Source organism: Caldalkalibacillus salinus (genome assembly GCF_016745835.1).
GTDB classification, from domain to species: Bacteria; Bacillota; Bacilli; order Caldalkalibacillales; family JCM-10596; genus Caldalkalibacillus_A; species Caldalkalibacillus_A salinus.
Genome location: NZ_JAERVL010000001.1, coordinates 642,318 through 663,400 on the forward strand (window position 1 = coordinate 642,318; position 21,083 = coordinate 663,400).

General features: G+C 41.2%; 18 protein-coding genes. 15 read left to right on the forward strand and 3 right to left on the reverse strand.

The window, feature by feature from the left end; all coding sequences use genetic code 11:
- Positions 1-121: 121 nt before the first annotated feature.
- A complete protein-coding gene (araA, locus tag JKM87_RS02905) occupies positions 122-1,612 on the forward strand; it encodes an L-arabinose isomerase (RefSeq protein WP_202077682.1) in 1,491 nt (496 codons plus the stop codon).
- A gap of 129 nt (positions 1,613-1,741) precedes the next feature.
- A complete protein-coding gene (locus JKM87_RS02910) occupies positions 1,742-2,845 on the forward strand; it encodes a substrate-binding domain-containing protein (protein WP_202077684.1) in 1,104 nt (367 codons plus the stop codon).
- A 20-nt stretch (positions 2,846-2,865) separates the two neighbouring features.
- Here JKM87_RS02910 and JKM87_RS02915 read toward each other — a convergent pair whose 3' ends face one another.
- Positions 2,866-3,021, reverse strand: coding sequence for a DUF3231 family protein (locus JKM87_RS02915; protein WP_336885124.1), 156 nt, complete (start codon positions 3,019-3,021; stop codon positions 2,866-2,868).
- Between the two features lie 203 nt (positions 3,022-3,224).
- Between JKM87_RS02915 and eutH the strand changes: the two genes are divergently transcribed.
- From eutH to JKM87_RS02970, 11 genes are all read left to right on the forward strand, one after another.
- Positions 3,225-4,340: an ethanolamine utilization protein EutH gene (gene eutH / locus JKM87_RS02920; protein ID WP_202077687.1), complete on the forward strand. Its 1,116-nt coding sequence runs from the start codon at positions 3,225-3,227 to the stop codon at positions 4,338-4,340.
- 101 nt (positions 4,341-4,441) lie between these two features.
- The gene (locus tag JKM87_RS02925; RefSeq protein WP_202077689.1) at positions 4,442-4,792 is read left to right on the forward strand and encodes a thioredoxin family protein; all 351 of its coding nucleotides are present in this window, start codon (positions 4,442-4,444) and stop codon (positions 4,790-4,792) included.
- A gap of 259 nt (positions 4,793-5,051) precedes the next feature.
- Positions 5,052-6,533, forward strand: coding sequence for a Na+/H+ antiporter NhaC family protein (locus JKM87_RS02930; RefSeq protein WP_236838514.1), 1,482 nt, complete (start codon positions 5,052-5,054; stop codon positions 6,531-6,533).
- A gap of 194 nt (positions 6,534-6,727) precedes the next feature.
- Positions 6,728-7,270 carry a GNAT family N-acetyltransferase gene (locus JKM87_RS02935; protein ID WP_202077691.1) on the forward strand — a complete coding sequence of 181 codons (543 nt, stop codon included), beginning with the start codon at positions 6,728-6,730 and terminating at the stop codon, positions 7,268-7,270.
- Between the two features lie 263 nt (positions 7,271-7,533).
- Entirely contained in the window at positions 7,534-8,586 is a 1,053-nt protein-coding gene (locus tag JKM87_RS02940; RefSeq protein ID WP_202077693.1) for an LLM class flavin-dependent oxidoreductase, read from the forward strand.
- A gap of 49 nt (positions 8,587-8,635) precedes the next feature.
- Positions 8,636-9,004, forward strand: a complete 369-nt coding sequence (locus JKM87_RS02945; RefSeq protein WP_202077695.1) for an IDEAL domain-containing protein — start codon at positions 8,636-8,638, stop codon at positions 9,002-9,004.
- Positions 9,005-9,341: 337 nt separating this feature from the next.
- Positions 9,342-10,475, forward strand: coding sequence for an NAD(P)/FAD-dependent oxidoreductase (locus tag JKM87_RS02950; protein ID WP_202077697.1), 1,134 nt, complete (start codon positions 9,342-9,344; stop codon positions 10,473-10,475).
- A gap of 232 nt (positions 10,476-10,707) precedes the next feature.
- Entirely contained in the window at positions 10,708-11,796 is a 1,089-nt protein-coding gene (locus tag JKM87_RS02955) for a response regulator aspartate phosphatase (RefSeq protein ID WP_202077699.1), read from the forward strand.
- Positions 11,793-12,008: a hypothetical protein gene (locus tag JKM87_RS02960; protein WP_202077701.1), complete on the forward strand. Its 216-nt coding sequence runs from the start codon at positions 11,793-11,795 to the stop codon at positions 12,006-12,008. Before JKM87_RS02955 ends, JKM87_RS02960 begins: the two co-directional genes overlap by 4 nt.
- A 190-nt stretch (positions 12,009-12,198) precedes the next feature.
- A complete protein-coding gene (gene ggt, locus JKM87_RS02965; protein WP_202077703.1) occupies positions 12,199-13,947 on the forward strand; it encodes a gamma-glutamyltransferase in 1,749 nt (582 codons plus the stop codon).
- A gap of 306 nt (positions 13,948-14,253) precedes the next feature.
- The gene (locus JKM87_RS02970; protein WP_202077705.1) at positions 14,254-15,978 is read left to right on the forward strand and encodes a S8 family serine peptidase; all 1,725 of its coding nucleotides are present in this window, start codon (positions 14,254-14,256) and stop codon (positions 15,976-15,978) included.
- A gap of 118 nt (positions 15,979-16,096) precedes the next feature.
- On the opposite strand, the gene JKM87_RS02975 is transcribed toward JKM87_RS02970, so the two are convergent.
- Both JKM87_RS02975 and JKM87_RS02980 read right to left on the reverse strand, forming a co-directional pair.
- Positions 16,097-16,612, reverse strand: coding sequence for a DUF3231 family protein (locus JKM87_RS02975; RefSeq protein ID WP_336885117.1), 516 nt, complete (start codon positions 16,610-16,612; stop codon positions 16,097-16,099).
- Positions 16,539-17,120: a DUF3231 family protein gene (locus JKM87_RS02980; protein ID WP_202077709.1), complete on the reverse strand. Its 582-nt coding sequence runs from the start codon at positions 17,118-17,120 to the stop codon at positions 16,539-16,541. Before JKM87_RS02980 ends, JKM87_RS02975 begins: the two co-directional genes overlap by 74 nt.
- 358 nt (positions 17,121-17,478) lie before the next feature.
- On the opposite strand from JKM87_RS02980, the gene JKM87_RS02985 reads away from it, so the two are divergent.
- On the forward strand, positions 17,479-18,114 hold the full coding sequence (locus tag JKM87_RS02985; RefSeq protein WP_202077711.1) for a YesL family protein: 636 nt from the start codon (positions 17,479-17,481) through the stop codon (positions 18,112-18,114).
- Between the two features lie 456 nt (positions 18,115-18,570).
- Entirely contained in the window at positions 18,571-21,027 is a 2,457-nt protein-coding gene (locus JKM87_RS02990; RefSeq protein ID WP_202077713.1) for an AraC family transcriptional regulator, read from the forward strand.
- Positions 21,028-21,083 lie beyond the last annotated feature (56 nt).

Here is a 21,083-nt window from a genome sequence, read left to right on the forward strand (position 1 = left end):
GGATCGCCTAATATCAAAGCCTAATAAAAGACAAGGGCGGCCAATCACAGGTTCGATAAAGGCCACTTTTAACCTAATCATGATTTGATAGCAAAAGATACCTTCTGGGAGGGAGAGTCATATGTTAAAAACGAAACAATATCAATTTTGGTTTGTGACTGGTAGTCAGCATTTATACGGTGAAGAAGCGATTAGAGAGGTTGAAAGCCACGCCTCACAGATGGTACAGGCATTAAATGAGGACAGTCGCATACCGTACGAGATTGTACTCAAACCAGTTCAAACAACCCCGGATGCCATTCGTCACGTATGTGCGTCCGCAAGTGTCGATGAGGACTGTGCGGGTGTGATCACTTGGATGCACACCTTTTCCCCAGCAAAAATGTGGATCGGAGGGCTATCAGAGCTTCGAAAGCCTCTATTACATCTACATACGCAGTTTAACCGTGATATCCCTTGGGGAGACATTGATATGGACTTTATGAACCTTAACCAGTCCGCACATGGCGATCGAGAGTATGGGTTTATTGGGGCTCGGATGAACGTTGCAAGGAAGGTTGTCGTCGGACATTGGGAGGATCAAACCGTTAGAAGACGTCTTTCAGAATGGATGCGTACGGCGGTTGCCTTTACAGACGGAAAGCATCTTAAGGTCGCTCGCTTTGGTGATAACATGCGTGAAGTGGCTGTCACTGAAGGTGATAAGGTTGAAGCGCAAATGAAGTTTGGATGGTCCATATCTGCTTTTGGCATCGGTGACCTTGTGCAACGTATGAAGGACATTTCCGACTCTGAAGTGAATGCGCTTTATGAAGAATATGAGGAGCAGTATGACATTGACCCTCAGGCGAAGCGCTCACCGGAATATCGGGACGCGATATTAGAACAAGCGAGAATTGAGTTAGGCATGAAGTCTTTCTTAGAAGAAGGCGGGTTTAGCGCATTTACGACGAACTTTGAGGACCTCCATGGGATGAAACAGCTTCCAGGTCTAGCCGTCCAACGTCTAATGGCCCAAGGATACGGTTTTGGTGGAGAAGGGGATTGGAAAACGGCCGCACTTTTAAGAATGATGAAAATCATAGCTGACGGAAAAGGCACATCCTTTATGGAGGACTATACGTATCATTTGGAACCGAACAATAACCTAGTGCTAGGCTCACACATGCTAGAGGTTTGTCCGACAGTGGCGGCCACTCGTCCAAAAATTGAAGTACACCCACTTTCAATCGGAGGAAAAGAAGATCCGGCACGTATGGTCTTTGACGGTGCTGAAGGTCCCGCATTGAATGCGTCTTTAGTTGATATGGGTCATCGTTTCCGACTTGTGATTAATGAGGTGGATGCTGTTAAACCTACGCATGACATGCCAAATTTGCCTGTTGCAAAAGTCCTATGGAAGCCACGACCATCATTAAGTGAAGCGACAGAAGCGTGGATCCATGCCGGTGGGGCTCATCATACGGTCTTCTCTTTCCAAGTGACACCCGAACAGCTACATGATTGGTCCGTATTAACCGACATTGAGTGTGTCACGATTAACGAATCGACGAAAGTGTCTGAATTCCAAAAGGAACTCCAATGGAACGAGATCGCACGTAGATTATCGTAACTTGCAAACCTCACATGAACTTTGCAGAGTGTGTTCATGTTATGGTAATCTTGACTTATACGTACATATAGGTAATATTTGACGTTGTGCGATGATGTCAAGAACCATATATAGAATCGAGGTATTGAAGTGCAAACAAAATATAATAAAGTGAAACAAGCCATTAGATCACAAATACTTGATGGGACCTTTGTCCCCCATCAGAAGATTAGCTCAGAAAATGAGTTGATGAAAGAGTTCGGTGTGAGTCGTCATACCATCCGCGTGGCCATAGGAGAACTTGTTAATGAAGGTTGGCTGTACCGGGAGCAAGGCGCTGGTACATTTTGTGCCGATCGTTCATTACAAGACGTCAAAAACCATGATCAGAAAAATATCGCTATCATGACAACGTATATTTCGGATTATATCTTCCCAGAGATTATACGAGGAGCTGAATCGTACCTTAGTTCGTTGGGCTACCAGGTGAGTCTATTTAGTACCAACAATAATTTAGATAACGAAAAAAGAGTACTAGAAAATATACTCACCCAAGGTGTAGATGGTCTGATCATTGAACCGACCAAGAGTGCATTTTCCAATCCTAATATTAATTATTATCTTAATCTTGAGCGTTCAAATATTCCTTATATCATGGTGAACGCTTTCTACGATGAGCTCGAGCCGCTATGTATCATGATGGATGATGAGAAGGGTGGCTTTATTCAAACGGAACATCTAATAGAGAAAGGGCACCGTACCATCCTTGGTTTTTTCCAAACGGATGATATGCAAGGTGTGAAGCGTATGAAAGGCTATATCAAGGCTCATCGTGTGCACCAAATTCCTATTAATCCGAAGCATATGATTACTTATTATTCAGAAGAAAAAAAGACAAAGCCTATTCAGGAGCTCAAAAACCTGTTAGGAAACCAAGAGGATAAACCCACTGCGATCGTAGGATATAACGATGAGCTTGTCCTACAGTTGTTAGATGTCCTGAGAGAACAGAAAATACAAGTGCCTAGGGACATGTCCATCGTGGGCTATGACAGCTCATCTTTAGCACAGGTATCTGAGGTGAAGTTGTCATCCATCCATCATCCAAAACATGTAATGGGAGAAACGGCAGCCAAAATGATTGTCGATTTAATCAGGGAAAAACATGCCACATCTAAAAAAGAGAAAACCGAGTTGGACAGTGTCATATACGAGCCTGAATTAATCATCCGTCAGTCTACTAAAGCGTTATAAAACATCATTTCCGTCACTCACTAAGTTTGAGGACGGGAATTTTTTTTTTTGGCTAACTTATCTCTATCTGCAAACGTGGGTGGCTGCTCTAGCCAACCCTTCCGAATTAAGATATTGGTGCCATCCTCGGCAAATTTGCCTATTTCAATCATCAAGCGAGAATAGTGTGACATAATATCACGTCTATGGAACGATTATTCCCTTCATTTATCACTCACTATTTTTCATATATAATGAACGTGATAGTTCAAATTTTTGATTAATTCTATTTTAAAGTAAAAGACGTTTATTGGGCGTGGAAACAATGATCATGAGACTGTTTACTTAACCATTTTAGTTCGGAACAAGTCATAGGCCTAGGGAAATTGAGGAGAGTAGTATGATTAATGACGTCATTATATATATACTTGTCGTGTTTTTGTGTATGGGCGCCATCGATTATTGTATGGACAACCGTTTTGGATTAGGTGATAAATTTAAGGAAGGTTTTATGGCTATGGGGACATTGACTTTAGCCATGGTTGGTATTGTGTCTCTGGCCCCTTTGATAGCTTCAGTTCTCTTACCTATCGTCGGTCCCGTTTATGGGTGGATCGGAGCAGATCCTGCGGCGTTTGCCAACACGATTCTAGCATTGGATATGGGGGGATACGCATTAGCCCAAGAAATGGGGCAAAATCAGGAGGCGGCGTTGTTTTCCTGGGTTTTTCTCGGGACGATGATGGGGCCTACCATTGTTTTTACAATCCCTGTGGCGTTGAGCCTTATACGAAAAGAAGATCACGACGTTTTTGCCAAGGGCATTTTAGTAGGAATGACAACGATCCCCATCGGTTGCTTTGTTGGGGCTGTTTTAGCTGGATTAGACATCACAATGGTCATTAGGAATCTCATTCCGACCGTTATCTTTTCGGCCTTCATCCTTTTAGGTCTGTGTAAATTCCCAACTCAAATCATGAAGGGCTTTCATTTTTTTGGCAAAGCGATTAAAGTTATAGCTACGATCGGTTTGTCATGTATTATCATTGAGACCTTAACGGGACACGTCATTATACCTGGTATGACCCCAGTTGAAGAAGGGTTTAAAATCGTTGGTATGATTGCCATGGTCCTTGCGGGTGCTTTCCCTTTGGTGGCGTTTGTTACCAAGGTATTTCAGACGCCATTAAGCAAAGCAGGGGCACTACTGCGTGTAGACGCTCATACCACAGCGGGGTTGATTGCTGCTCTTGCTCACGCCATCCCGATGTTCGCTATGTTAAAGAACATGGATGAAAGAGGTAAGATTATAAATGTGGCCTTTGCTGTAAGTGGCGCCTTTGTTTTTGGCGGTCACTTGGCCTTTGTTGCTGGTATTAATAAGGAAATGGTCTTCGCCATGATCATTGGAAAGCTCACGAGTGGGGTCACAGCTATTATTTTAGCCATTGTGGTCACTTCAAACATAGCGAGTGGAAAAGAGAGCTCATCTAGAGTGAAAGGGTTCACTGTATAACAAACATAATAAAAAATTCATAATCGCGATCATCATAGAAGATTTACAATCGATCATCCTGTTATACTAAAAAAAGTTGTTAATAAAAGGGGAGAGAAAAAATGCAAGAGATCAAGACAATTGAAGCGTTTCAATCTACGATTGAAAAAGGCCATGTTGTCGTGAAATTTTACGCAGATTGGTGTCCAGATTGTCATCGTATTGACCCATTCATGCCTGAAGTTGAAGCTCAGTACCGGGATCAATTACGGATGGTGCAAGTTAATCGAGATACGTTACCTGATTTGGCCGAGCAGTATGATGTATTTGGCATTCCGAGTTTTATCGCCTTTAAAGACGGGCATGAAACCATTCGATTTGTTAGCAAGCTAGGCAAGACACGGGAAGAGATAGAACATTTCTGTGTTCGTGCGGTACAAGTAGCTCAATCCATTACTAGTCAAAAGAAATGAAGAGTAAAACACCTGTTGTCAAAGGCAGACAACAGGTGTTCTGATATCATAAAAGTTTTCCCAATATCACGGGAGGAAGCATATTAATCATATTTTACAGACAGTAAATTGGTTTTATATTAAAATCATTCCACCTTATATGGAAATTAGTCTATTGTATGTACACAAAACTATTACACACGTATAAAAAAATATGGTAACATAGATTCAAGTCAACACTTAGATATTAACCGAAAATACACATAAGGGGGGAAAGTGATTGGCACAATCAAACAGCACAGTCGATGATGCAGTGGGACAGAAGGAAATTACTAGACTTGAGTTCCGCGGGGGACCTTTTATGGCCACGATACCACTCGTTTTTTTCATTGTATGGGCCATTACACTTAGTGTAAAAGGCTTAGTAACAGAAGAGGCACTCGTACTTGGTATGGTGATCGGGATTGGTATTGGCCTACTTTTTACAAAATCTAAATGGTCCGATTACGCTCAAGCGTTGTTCTCAGGAATGGCCCAACCGATTGGGGTAGTTGCCGTTATCGCCTGGTTCTGGGCTGGTATGTTTGCTAACCTACTATCCGCAGGTGGTCTCGTTGATGGGTTAATCTGGGTAGGTTTTCAGACAGGGTTAACGGGTGGACTATATGTTGGTCTTACTTTCTTGTTAGCCGCTATGTTTTCAACAGCCGTTGGGACAGGATATGGCACAGTTGCCGCGTTTGGTACGTTAATGTATCCTGCTGGTATTGTTCTAGGAGCAGATCCTGTTATGCTCCTTGCCGCCATTTTGAGTGGTGCGGTTTTCGGAGACAATCTCGCGCCAGTATCCGACACTACAATCGTGTCAGCAACCACTCAGGAAGCGGACGTGCCTGGTGTTGTACGTTCTCGTTTCAAGTATTCAATAGCGGCTGCAGTTCCTTCCCTTATCTTATTCGTTATATTCGGGGGAGGTAGCGGCATTGGCAGTGAAGATGTCATTGCAAGGTTATCTGAGCAAGTCAGTCCTGAAGGGCTAATATTACTGATTCCTTTTGCATTGGTCATCTATCTTGCCTTGAGTGGACATCATCTACTTACTTCTTTAACCTGGGGGATACTTGCCTCGATCGTATTAATGTTTTTTACGGGCACATCGATGTCAGAAGTAATCAATATCTATATGGGTGAAGGTGAATCTCCTGTTATTGAAGGTGCGCTTATGGCTGGTATTGGTGGTTACTTCAATATGGCCATACTCATCTTATTTATCTTAGCGGCAGCACATTTGTTAGAATTAGCAGGTACGATGGACGTCATTAAATCCTTCTTCATGAAACAGATTAAGAACGTCGCGCGCCGTGCAGAATTCGTCATCTATGGGATCGTTGCATTATTAAATTCATTCATAACGATTAACACGGCTGCGGGGATCGCTGCTGCCCCATTTGTCAGTAAGCTAGGTAAAGAGTACAAGTTACATCCTTACCGACGGGCAAACTTATTAGATACCGTCACCTCATCGTTAGGGTATATATTCCCTTGGAGCGGTGGTGTGCTATTGGCGTGGGCCACCATACAGGCTGTGGCAAAGAACTATGATTTCGTCAACGTGGTAAGTCCTACTGCTGTATTCCCATTCGTATTCCAAGGTTGGGGGCTCCTTATCGTTATGTTAATTGCCGTCATTACCGGCTGGGGACGCCGCTATTCTGGTGAGAAAGGCGAAGAATTAAAAGAACATCCAGATGCCAAAAAATGATTTTGAACTTAAAGGCTATCCTGAGGGGTAGCCTTTTTTATGAATACAATACCGTCAGCTTTTCCTCTAGCAGGTGGACAATAAACAAACAACAAAAATCTCGAGACTAGTTTAGTGTATAAATCGTTATGATTTGTTATAATATTCTAGCAATATATGCCCAGAGACATACGAAGAGGAGTGGAGCATGAGAGATGACTAAATCAATCCATACTGAACAGAGAAATCAGAAAACACAAAAAACACAAGTGAAAGAGAGAACGTATACGCTTCGCCAGCATCAACCAGGTGATATAGGCATGATCCTCCACAAACACGGTGTACTCTATGCTACAGAGTACGGATGGGATCAAAAATTTGAAGCGATGGTCGCTCAGATTGCAGCAGATTTCTTGAGAGATTTTGACCAGCAACGTGAACGTTGTTGGATTGCCGAGATCGGGGAAGAAATAGTAGGTTCGATCGCGGTTGCTAAGTCATCAGATAGCGTCTCTAAGTTACGTCTATTCTTTGTTGATGATAAAGCACGAGGACAAGGCTTGGGGCAACATCTCGTCAGTGAAGTCATTGGATTTTGTCGAGAAGTAGGTTATAAGAAGATAGAACTAGTGACGGATCGTGCATTGAAGGCAGCAAGACATATTTATAGTAAGAACGGCTTCAAGCTTGTAGCAGAAGAGGAGCATGAGACTTTCGGTAAAGGTTTAGTGATGGAAACTTGGGAGTTGGCATTATAAAGACAAAGAAACGGTATCTTCGGCCATTTGTATCGGTCACGATACCGTTTTTGCGTTAAGCATATGAATTGCAAAAGACATTTATCTCCTTCAAAATTTAATGTAGAGGAGCGTGATGTATAAACCTAAGCCACCTATATTTAACCTACACATTCCACTGCTCGTCTAAGGCTTTTAGAGGGCTTCGGCGTAGAATAAACATTCATTTAAGACAAATGCTAACGATAATATGAACATAACAGAGAGTACAGGAGTGAACTTATTTGACTGAAAAAGGGCAAGAGCATCATAAAGCATTAAAAGATATTAAACTGTCTGTTTTAGACTTATCTCCTATAGTACAAGAATCAACCGCAAAACAAGCTTTACACAACACCATTGACCTTGCGCAACATGTTGAGAAATTGGGCTTCGAAAGATTCTGGTTAGCGGAGCATCATAATATGCCAGGTATCGCTAGTGCAGCCACTTCTGTGCTTATAGGTCAAGTCGCTTCAAATACAGATAAGATTCGAGTCGGTTCAGGGGGTGTCATGCTACCTAATCACGCGCCACTTATGGTTGCTGAGCAATTCGGCACTTTAGAAACCTTGTTCCCTGGGCGCATAGATTTAGGTTTAGGACGGGCGCCTGGAACGGATCAACAGACTGTTCAAGCGCTACGCAGAGGATTAAGGACCGGTGGCGAAGACTTCCCCGAATTGTTAGAGGAACTGCGTAAATTTTTCCGTGCACCAGAACCTGGTGAGAAACGAGTGCGGGCTATACCAGGAGAAGGATTAAACATTCCGATTTGGTTATTAGGGTCTAGTGGGTTCAGTGCTCAATTAGCAGCAAAACTTGGCTTACCGTTTGCATTCGCAAGTCATTTTGCGCCTGATCATTTATTAGCGGCACTTGATTTGTACCGTCGTCAATTCCAGCCATCTAAAGTATTAGATGAGCCTTATGCCATGGCTGGAGTGAACGTCATCGCTGCCGACACGGATGACCAGGCACGTATGCTAGCAACATCTCAGGAATTGCAATTCTTAAACTTGATTCGCGGTCGTCCTCAACCCCTCGACCCACCTGTTGATGTTGAGGAGATGGAGACGATTTGGCACCCACATGAAAAACAAGTGGTTAAACAACAGCTCCAAGCGTCTGTCGTAGGGGACAAACAGAGAGTCCGTGAAGAGCTTGAGGAATTTTTAAGAGTCACACAAGTAGATGAGTTAATCGTTAATACCCATGTGTATGAGCACCAAGAACGGGTACGCTCGTACGAAATTGTTGCGGAAGTCCATCAAGACGTAAGTAGGCAAGATTATTGATTCATTTATCGTTCATCCTATACAATAAGAAATAGGTGGTGATATCATTATGAACCAAAATAATGTATTAAGTATAGGCGATTGGGTGAGTGGTGTCACTGGTGAGGGTGAATTGGTTCATGGTTTTATTGAGAAGATTGAATCGAATCATGAAGTGACAAAAGTGCGTGTTGTTACTAGTGATAACGATAAAATCATCAATAAAACTGTTGGCCTTAAAGTGGCGGAACTTAAGAAACTACCTCCAGCAGACGTACCAAATGATCAACAATGGCTTGACTTAATTGATCTTGCGCTTCAAACAAAAGATAAACAATGGTTTGAGACACTTTCAAAGGGAATTAAGAGAGTTCCTTTGCGTCAAAACCACAATGGTGATCAACTTATTAAAAATAGATTGTCACGTTACAGTGTCTAAGGCTATTTTTCATTGGAATACATTGATTAAAAGACAAGCTTAAATACAGTAATATAAATATTCGATGACCGGTAAACGAAACCATATGTTACATGTAAAGTAAAGCGTGTAATATATCGTTTTGTTGACGGTCTTTTTTATAAACATAAATGGCATTAGGGTAGGAGAGCGTGGTAGACTAATCATGAATGACATTAAAGTTATACTAGAGGTTTTGTATATAGTAAAAGATACATAAATGAATGAACATTGAAATGATGAACACTGAAATGATGAACACTGAAATGATGAACACATTCTTGTCTATCAATCGATTTGGATATATAGAGGTGTAAACATGACGCAGTATATCATAATAGGTGCAGGTATTTTAGGTGCTTCGACGGCGTACCACTTAGCTAAGCAAGGTGTCCAAGTGACTATTGTAGATCGACATGACCATGGACAAGCCACTGATGCAGCTGCGGGTATTATATGTCCATGGCTAACCCAACGGCGTAATAAAGCTTGGTATAGGTTAGTTAAATCGGGTGCCAAGTACTATCCTGACCTCATAAAAGAGTTAGAAGCTATAGGCTTAACAGATACGGGATATCAGCGAGTAGGTGCCATTTGCTTACATACAGATGAAGACAAGTTGAACAAGATGGAGGAACGTGCATATAAACGGCGCGAGGATGCTCCAGAGATAGGTGAGATATCAAGATTATCGAGTGAAGAAGTACAGGCTATGTTTCCGCCACTATCTGATGTCTACAGGGCAGTCCATATCAGTGGCGCTGCACGAGTCAACGGTAAGCGTTTGCGAGATAGCTTACTCCATGCAGCAACAAGGATGGGTGCAAAGCTCATCAATTATGCTGATGCCTCGTTGGTTGTGAAAAAGGATCAGGTAACAGGTGTACGGGTCGGTAGTGACAGGCTTGATGCCGATAAAGTGATTGTGACAGCCGGAGTATGGGCAAAAGCATTACTTGAACCCTTGGGCATTGAGTTACAAGTGTCTTCACAGAAAGCTCAAATTGTACACTTACAGTTACCCGATACCGATACGAGCCAATGGCCGGTTGTTATGCCACCAAATAACCAATACATGCTGACCTTTGAAAAAGGGCGTGTAGTGGTTGGGGCAACGCACGAAGATGATGTAGGGTACGATCTACGCGTGACAGCAGGTGGCATGCATGAAATTTTAGACAAAGCTCTAAATGTTGCCCCTGGACTTGTCCAAAGTACCGTTTTGGAGACAAAAGTCGGTTTTAGACCTTTTACTCCAGGCTTTCTTCCGATAATGGGGGTCGTACCAGGCTTCGATCATTTATTCGTCGCCAATGGCCTCGGTGCTTCAGGATTAACGAGTGGCCCTTTTTTAGGGGCTGAACTCGCTAGGCTTGCACTAGGTGAAAAGACGGAGTTAAACCTACAAGATTACGATCCTAGGGAAGCTTTTGCAGACAAGACGAGGTCTTAGTGGGGTTCGGCCGCGATGGTTTAAAAAGAATGGGCATTATAGCATTAAAAGATGTTGTTTGTTTCTTGAAAAAACAACATCTTTAATCTTAATCAACAATATTGTGAAAATTTAGTATAAACATGTCTATCATACGAATATTTTTGGACGAGTTTCCCAATTTACATTATGGTAATAAATGTTAGGATGGAGTTAAGCGTAGGGGTTGATTGTGAAAGGAGTAGAAATAGACATGACAACGATCACTTCTGAAGAGATCGCTTTTCTCTTAAACGACTGGTACAAGCAAATTCGTTCCCATAACGTATCCAAGGCTGAACTGATAAGGGAAAACATTCATGAAAGACGAGATCATATTAGGATGGACCAAGACTCCCATCACTTTTATACTTTATTAGAATTTCGTCACCATCTTATGACCGACCGCTTCTCAGAGTACGAATCTTTGTTAGCAACAGTAGAACGTCATCGAAGAGATCTGAACGATACCCTCCAATACTACTTCCATTTTTTTAAAGGATTGTACTTCTGGCGTATCGGTCAATTTACTGAGTCTTTAGAGCAATACCGTGCAGCTGAAAAACATATAAATCATGTTCCTGATCACATTGAAGAAGGAGAGTTTCACTACAGAGTAGCTGCGGTTAATTACGATATCGGTAAAAATGTAGTCTCCATAGAACATACCAGAAAAGCTCAGTACATATTTAACAATTATATAGGCCATGGTGTTAAGTATGCTGACTGTGAAAATTTATTAGGTGTAAACTGTATAGCGGTCAAGCAGTATGAAGATGCAGAACAGCACCTTATAACAGCACTTGATATTGCACAGAAAAACAATGATGAGGATTTAGTAACTCATGTCAAATACAATTTAGGTTATCTATATTCAGAACAAAGTTTATCTGAGGTCGCTATACGACATTTAAACGACATATATAACAAACAGGCCGATCGCTATAAAACCTGCTTTCTTTTAGCTCGAGAGTATTTTAGAGTTAACAAAAACAATAAAGCATATCAAATGGTTGCAGATGGATTAGAATCATGTAGAGCTTTAAACAATGAAGAGTACCTTCATCATTTAAATATTTTAGAAGCCTATTACTCTAACCGAGAACTTCATGAATTGGAACCTATTATGAGAAAGGGTATTGACTACTTTAATAAAGAAGATTTATGGGCGTTTGCTCAAGAGTATTCAGAGAAACTTGCACAAAAATTTTATCAGAATAGAGATTATGAACAGGCATCACATTATTTTAACATAAGCTTGGAAGCAAAAAGAAAGATTACTGAGAAGGAGGCTTTAAAATGAACAAAAAATTAATAATTGGTGGTCTGGTGGTTGCTCTATCAATCAGTTTTACTAGTGTCGATTATAAGACAATAGGTAAAACAAGTGCTTCAAACTTAACAGTTGATCACGGAAGTGTGAGAAGTGAAGATCATGGTAGCGTGAGAAGCGTAGACCTTTACGCGGATCACGGAAGTGTGAGAAGCGAAGATCATGGTAGCGTGAGAAGTTAATATTAATATGATATGCAATATTTTTAGGAGGAGCAGTCAAACTGTTTCTCCTATTTTTATTATATCATGATTATTCATAAGTTATTGGAAGCCACATAGACTTGTGAATAGTAAATCGAAACCATGAAAAGAGGTGTTGAGTGTGCTAGTAAGCCATAAACGATATAAACGACTTGTTTCTTTCTTCATCATGATCAGTTTAATTGTAACGATGACTTACTCATCAGTTTCTCAACCTGTGTTTGGGCAACAGAACCATGATTTACATTTAAATACAACTGAGGTTGAAGCGAGTGGCACGCATGGCATGGTATCGACGTCACACCCTATCGCTTCTGAAGTCGGTGCCCAGGTATTAGAGAGAGGGGGCAACGCCATTGATGCGGCTGTTGCCGTCCAGTTTACTTTAAACGTTGTCGAGCCTATGATGTCTGGTATCGGTGGCGGTGGTTTTATGATGGTGTATGATGCCGAGTCGGGTGATACAACCATTGTAAACAGCAGAGAGAGAGCACCAGCAGGGGCAACACCAGACATGTTTCTTGATGAAACAGGCAAGATTATACCTTTCTCCCAACGTTCGACGCACGGAACAGCCGTTGGTGTACCAGGGACATTAAAAGGGCTAGAGACAGCATTAGAGCGCTGGGGTTCGCGTCCGCTACAACAACTGATCACCCCCGCTATACAATATGCAGAGAAAGGATTTGAAGTGGACAGACAACTAGCCGATGCTGTAGCGAATAACGAGAAAAAGTTATCTGCTAGTGCAGCCAAGGACGTGTTTTTACCTGATGGAGAGCCAATTGAAGAAGGGGATTGGTTCATTCAAAGTAATTTAGCACAAACTTTAAAGCTCATTCGTACTCACGGTTCAGACGCTTTTTATAACGGTGAAATAGCAGAAGCGTTAGCAGCAACTGTACAATCATTCGGTGGGAGTATGGCGACTTCGGACCTGTCTCGTTACGATGTAACAGTTGATGAGCCGATTTATGGAGATTATAAGGGTTATACCGTTGCCAGCATGCCACCTCCTAGCTCAGGTGGGTTATTCTTAATTCAAATGCTTCAGATACTTGAGGGATTCGATCTAGAACAATATGATGTCCGCTCAGCAGATAAATACCACCTCCTCTCTGAGGCCATGAAACTCGCATATGCAGACAGGGCTGCATACGCAGGAGATCCTGAATTTGTAGAGGTACCGATGCAAGGACTATTACACCCTGAATATATCAGTGAGAGACAAAGTCTTATTGATGTAAGGACTGCGGGGCAGCATGTGACCCATGGTGACCCATGGCGCTATGAAGAAGCAGAAGCTGATTATGGGATTGTGACACAAGAAGACGATAAGGATATTGGAGAGACCACGCATTTTACTGTAGCTGATCGTTGGGGGAACGTTGTGTCTTATACGTCAACGATCGAGCAGGTTTTTGGTACTGGGATTATGGTCCCGGGTTATGGTATTATGTTGAACAATGAACTCACGGATTTTGATGCCCGACCGGGTGGCGCGAACGAAGTCCAACCGAATAAGCGTCCCCTAAGTTCGATGACGCCTACGATAGTTTTACAAGATGGTAAGCCTGTGTTGACCTTGGGCTCTCCAGGTGGTCCTACTATTATCACGTCGGTGCTACAGGTATTCCTCAATATTATGGCGTATGATATGAGTTTAAAAGCTGCGATTGACGAGCCACGAATATATAATACGCATACTTCCGTAACGAGATGGGAAGAGGGGATACCAGAGGATGTTATTACTGAACTGAGAGATAGAGGGCAAGTTTATGAGCAACATCCTCGTCTAATCGGTAATGTTCAGAGCATATATATCGACCATGATAACCATATGTTCTATGGTGTCGCTGATGCAAGAAGAGATGGAGCGGCGATAGGGGTGACTAAGCGAGGGAACCAACAACAATAAAACTAACAACAAAAATGACAGTCACAACACAAACAGGATCCCTGATTAGATGGTTAAAGAAAGGGAGTTGCTACAAGCGACTCCCTTAGATTGTTGAAAAACCTCCTATGAACGAACTAGCAAAATTGCATCTTAAAAAATGTATAAAATGTATAAAAATAGTATATTTTATGATATCGGGGTCTATATCGTCATAGGGGATGCTAGGACATTAGTTCTAATTTTTGAAATATTGACTTTATACAACACTTGTCGTGCTATAATTTAGACACAAACAAAATTTAGTCTCACGAAGGAGTGTTGTTATTGAGCTGGAAGAAAAGTTTTACTTTAATGCTATTGGCCGTACTTGTTTTGGTGTCGAGCTTAGGCCATGTTACAGCTACTACCCAATCATCTGCGATTGAAGTGGACCCAGAGTTACAAACACTATTACAAGACTCACTAGATTCAGTCCTACATACTGTAGTCGTTACATACTATGACACACCAACAGAAAAAGATTTATCGTCATTAACTTCTATAGGCCTTAACACTTATGTATTTGAAGAGTTGCCTATGGTGGCAGTACAAGGAACTAAACTTCAGATTGAATCACTTTTTAATTTAACTAATATTCGCTCTATTTATGCAGACAAAGAGTTAGAGTACTATACGAATGAAAGTGTGTCCTATATCGGAGCAGATCAAGTATGGGAAGATCCTAAACTCGGTTACACGGGTGAAGATGTGACCGTTGCTGTGATTGATTCTGGTATAGATGCCATGCACCCTGACTTAACATTAGCGGAGAAAACCATCCAAAACGTTAAAATACTTGCAGATATCGATCCGTTTGGTGATGGTTCCCTTTATGCTGAGGATGTGCCGAATACGGATACAACTTCAGGTCACGGTACACACGTTGCTGGTACGATTGCTGGGACTGGTGAAGCGAGCGAAGGAACCTATAGAGGTGTCGCTCCTGATGCTAACCTTGTAGGTCTTGGGACGGGCGAAGCAATCTCAATCCTTTTTGCACTTCAAGCCTTTGATTACGTTCTTAAGCACCAAGAAACTTATGATATTAAAGTCATCAGTAATAGCTGGGGAACGACAGGGGAGTATACACCTAATAACCCTATTAATATCGCCAGCAAGGAAGCTTATGATGCAGGTATGACAGTCGTTTTCGCCTCCGGTAATGAAGGTCCTGGAGATAACACACTAAATCCTTATTCTGTTGCACCTTGGGTGATCGGTGTTGCGGCAGGAGACAAAGAAGGCCAGTTAGCTAGTTTCTCTTCACGTGGGGTTGAAGGAGATGAATTATTACATCCAACCATAACAGCTCCAGGTGTAGACATTGTTGCGGCAAAATCGAGCACAGGTTTAGTGATGAATTCATTAGGTTTAGTGACAGATATTCAGGTTATCGCGCCTGGGCATTTGCCTTACTATACAACGGCTAGTGGTACGAGTATGGCCACACCTCATGTATCAGGTGTTATCGCTTTGATGCTTGATGCAAATCCTGATTTGCACCCAGACATCGTCAAACAAATCCTCGTTGATACAGCAACCCCTATGCCAGATTATAGTGAGCATGAAGTCGGAGCAGGTTATGTTAACGCATATGATGCAGTGACTAGAGCGTCTCGAGCAGGGAATCAGAAAGGCAAATATAAAGATAATGAAAAAGAGAAGGAGTACGATACTTATACCGTCTCATACGAATGGGAGGGAACTATTGGTCCCGGCGTAGCGGAAATTGATGAGGAATCTCATGACGAATACCTATTTGATATCGATGGTGAAGCCGTCAATGTAACAGTCGAAATTGACTGGGGACTTGCCGTTAACGACCTCGACCTGTATGTGTATGACCCGGAAGGTGGACTTGCAGGAAGCTCCGGTCAATTTGCAACTACGTCTGAGAAAGTAAACATATCACACCCAGAAACGGGTGAATGGACAGTCGACGTGACCGGTTGGCTCAACACCGTTGAGTCCTATACAGGTACTTATACGGTAGAGTATATTGTAAATTAGTTGTGAACACTTACAATTTTATGAAGTGAAGCTGCCGACTTCATTCGTTTTTTGGCCCATTGGTTCCACGAATCAATGGGCTTTTTTATGTATATATTTGCCTAACCGACATGAACTTCTAGTCACTGTTTTGCTTTTTCTCCTTTGCCAAAGCTTTACGGTCTGTAGCTGATGGCGGTTTTTCCATCCAACCATGATCAATCATAATATTCATACAATCCTCACCATATTTGATAAGCTCAGGTATCAGACGTAAATAATGAGTCCCAAGATCTCTACGGTTTGTCGTGCTAACAGAGGCACCGTAGAATGCAATGGCTGCTTGCGTAGACAGCTGTACCATGTACATCATGAGTTTTTCCGAGAACGGAGGGACTGTAGAATTTGTAACAGTAGATTCCCAAGAGGTTGGAAAGTTAAGTTGTTCTTCACGGAACATAGATTCGAAGACCTCGGTTTGTTTTAAGGTTATATCGACACCCCTTAAAATCATGTCTCGAACGTTTTTTATTTGGGAGACTTGAGCAAAACCTGTTTTCAAAGCAATATGTAGGTACATTTTATTCATATTGAACGTAATATGACTGATTTCGATAGCAGTCAAAGGACGCCGCTGTCCAAACCACCCACTCAAAAATCCCTGATGCTTGACTGATTCGGTTTTCTTCAGGAGGATTGATCACAGGTGGCCGGTTGTAAATACCTTTTTTTAATACGGCATCGACGCATTTTTGAAATATCTCCATGGCCTCTTCGTTGCATGTCACATAATAATCCCTTAGGTCCTTGCGAATGGAAGTGCTAAGAGATAAAGAATAGCCAGATAATCCATGCAGACTCATAATATAGAGATAATTAAGATAAAAAGTATCCTGAAAAAGACGAGGAGCATGAACATCAACATCTTGCTTCGTAAATCCTTGGGGGATCGGGTATAACTCATGCTCAAAGAAGCCCCTTATGTCCTCTACATGACTTTGCGCTATTTTTAAAGAATATTGATATATATGCCGGATGTCTTCATCTTCTATATGAGAAAGCGCGTATTTAGTGAAGCAGATAGACATTGTATCAAAGAGATACTGTGTCCATAAGCTAGCTATTTCAGGTGCTGTTAACCTCGTATGGTGATGAGTGTTCAAGTTTCGCTTCCCTCCTTTACCCATAAAGCTTTAGATACTCCTTTGCTTAATTAGGAGTCTAAAAGAGGCTAGTTAATCCGTCAAAACCTTATTACCCATATGTTCTGTCAATGTTTGACATGTTATGTATTGAAAAATTGAAGGGCAAATAGGGTTTCTATATAAGGTTCTATCTGAATTTTCTATACAAACAATCCATAATAAAGGCGAGAATATGTTATAATCTGTGATATACACTGAAAGTGCAAGCGCCATCATAGCGCGGGATGACTATCTCTCATATTAGAAGATTAAAGGAATCCAATCACAAACATTAACAGAATATAATTTTGGATCAGTTTTGGAGGGGAGAAAGAACATGCAAATGAACGGATTGATGGGCGGTTTTTATAAGGTTTCAGAATGGATTATGAGGCTCGCATACGTGAACTTACTCTGGATTTTATTTACACTGTGTGGGCTCATTATCTTAGGTTTCTTTCCGGCAACGGCTGCTATGTTTGCCATTACACGCAAATGGATTATGGGTGAGGTTGAGGTTCCAGTGTTCCGTTCGTTCTTAGAATACTATAAAAGGGACTTCCTTAAGAGTAATACATTGGGATTAGTGCTTATCATCATAGGTACTATCCTCATAGTTGACCTAAGATTCTTTAGAGAGACACTCTCAGGTCTCACTCAATTACTTTATTATCCCTTTTTAACAATCACATTCTTTTATCTCCTGATGCTTTTTTACGTTTTTCCAACCTTTGTCCACTATGATATTAAAAATTTTCAAGTCCTCAAAAATGCGCTTATTATTATGATCATGAACCCTGTACAGACAATTATGATGGTCGTGGGGGTATTTGCCTTTTATTATGTCATGCTTACTATTCCAGGGCTCATTCCCTTCTTTAGTGGGAGCGTACTTGCTTACGTCATGATGTGGTTTTCGTATACCGCTTTTACTAAAGTTCAACAGAAAAAAGAAGCTATGGCACAGCAATAACGCTTGCCATATCGCACAATAAAAAGAATGGGCTGTACAAACCTACTTTAGTAAACGAATGGATGCCGCTTCTTTACGGCGCTTGATTTCATTCATACTAAGGTAGGTTTTTTTATGTCTCGGTTCTACAATTTATGTTAGGGTATATGCCTAAGTAAGAGCGGCCGTAAGCACGTCCCTTAAATCGCATTAAACGATAAAATGATTTTTGTAAGAATGAATCTAGATAAGTACATATCATTAGCTAGTTTATATTGCGACTATTTTACCAACAAAAATAAAAACAAACAAAGATTAAAACAAACGAAATATAGCATAGACAAAAAAATAGTGCTATACTATAAAAAAGACTTTTTACTTTTCTGAATATACAAACAAAAATATCTTTGGACATTAATGAAAGCGCTTTAATGTTTAGGTTATAGACTATGATTTGGTATGAGGAGGAATGGGCATTTGCGAACGTCTTTAAAGCTTTTAAAAAGATTTAAAGCAAAAGTAAGTGACCGATGGAGCAGGGCGTACTTTCGAAAGAATTTTGTACTTATATTATTCATTACCGCCATTCCTGGGTTAATAACAGGGATATGTATCTATCTGTTTGTCGTGGGACAGGTCGAGGACGAGCTCACGGAACTCCATCAAAATCAAATAGATCAGTCGGTGAGTTACTTAAATGATCAACTGAACATCTTAGAATACACCATTTCTCATTGGGCTTTTGAACCTAATTTTGGTGCCTCTATTGAAGATATAGACTTTATTAAGGATTTTCGTCAAACGTATACCATTGAAAAGACGCTCATTATGATGCAAAGCTACAATCCGCTCATTGATAAAGTGAAGCTATTCGTACAGAAAGATGATTCAGTCCTATTCGATACCAATTACGGGACCGTCAAAAATCAACAAGAACGTGACTTCTTTCAATCCCTATTCAATCATGAACGTAATATTTACTGGTTAGAGCATGCCCGAAAGGATATATTCGCTACTCAAGATAGACTTGGTATTCAAGCTAGACTCGATACTCAACATAGTCTGGGTACTGAAGATAGTCTCAGTCATAATGACCCTTCCTTTGCCCTCATACACCATATTCCCGGGACAAGCCATGCGCCGTATGGCCTGATCTATGTGACATTGAATCGTGACAAACTGGTCAAAATGCTAGACAATTTAACACCGTATAATCAGGGGATTTCATTTATCTTAGGTCAGGAGAATCAAGTTCTTATATCCTCCAATACGGATCACAGCTATCAATTAGAGCACGCATTAAGAAAGCGTATTAATGATTTGCAAGAAAATGATCACGCTTTTCAATTTGATTGGCATGGTCACACCTACTCCGTGTCATTCGGAAAGATGGAAAGACTCAACAGTGAATGGACCTATGTATCAGCGGCCCCTATGTCATCCATCACTTCACCGGTTGTCTTCATATCTAAACTGATCGTCTTCGTTAGCATGACCGGCTTGGGTCTTGCCGTTATTTTAACTTGGTTTGTTTCCCGGAAAATATATCATCCAGTGGGACAGTTATTAAAGCATTTAACAGTAGATAAATCGGAGGCCGACACAGCAAAACATACCGATGAATTTAAATTGATTGAGGAGAAGTGGCAGGAATTATCTTATAAAAGTGAGTTGCTCCAAAACAGAATAACGGCCCACCTCCCTCAGTTATCAAATGGTTTCCTCTTGCAACTTATTCAGGGGTACCTCTATCACTACACTGAAGAGGACCTGAGGGCAAGGATGGAGAGCTACGGCTGGGATACCAAAGATAAACAATTTATTGTCATTAATGCCCAGCTTACTGGTTGCTATCAATCAATAGGAAATGATATCTCAGATGCAAATAATGACGAAAGTTTAGTGACGTTTGTCGCTGCTAATATGATAGAAGAGATAGCGGAAGACTTTTTTCAACAATCGCATGTGATCAACTTCCATGACTTGTCGGTAGGTATCATTTTAGTCTACGCAAGCAACGTTTCAATCCAGCATGATTTAGACCAATTTGTAAAAGCGATCACGAAAGCCGTCAATCAAAACATTGATTCACCATTAACCGTTATCCTGAGTTCACCCACAACTCAAGTGAAGAAAATCGCTCATTTGTTTGAAGAAGTGGCGCAGGCTAAGGGCTATCGCAATTTTGACAATGAAAATCAGGTCATCAATCTTCAAGATGTCGGCGCTTACCATTCCACACAGCATATCTATTACCCATTTGCCATTGAAAAGGAAGTGATACAAGCCGTTAGAATGGGGCATATAGAGGAAGTAGAGGGCCTTATCCGAGCATTTATAAGAGAGTTAACCGAAAAAGGTGTAACAGAGCTCAATATCCAGCCGGGAGTTTTCCAACTGTTCGGTAGTCTGCAACACGAGATTTTGCACACTGGTATACACCCTTATCAGTTATTTAACGGAAGGAATATGTTAGAGGAACTGTCGCTCATACGTGAACCTGAACGGATCATACAGTGGTTTAACGAGGAGGTCATTGAGCCTTATATTCAAGAGATTAATAACAGGACGAATATACAGTCTAAACAATTAGTCGAAAAAGTGATTACCATGATCAAGACACAATACATGGAAGATATCTCCCTCGAATATTGTGCGGATGAGGTTGGAACGTACCCTTATACTTTAAGTAAAGCTTTTAAACAAGTGACGGGTGTTAACTTTATAGACTATCTCACACAACTAAGGATTGATAAAGCCAAGGACATGCTAATCAATACGGATTTGAAAATCAGTGACATTTCTGCCAAAGTGGGTTATCGACACAGTTATTTTAATCGTATTTTCAAGAAGCAAACGGGTGTGCCGCCGAGTCAATTTAGAAAAACACATTGGGACACACACGCCGTATCAGCTAAGGTATCAAATAAATAGGTTAGAACAAACATATGGCCGTTTTGCAGTTTCTTGCTCATAGAAACTGCTTTTTT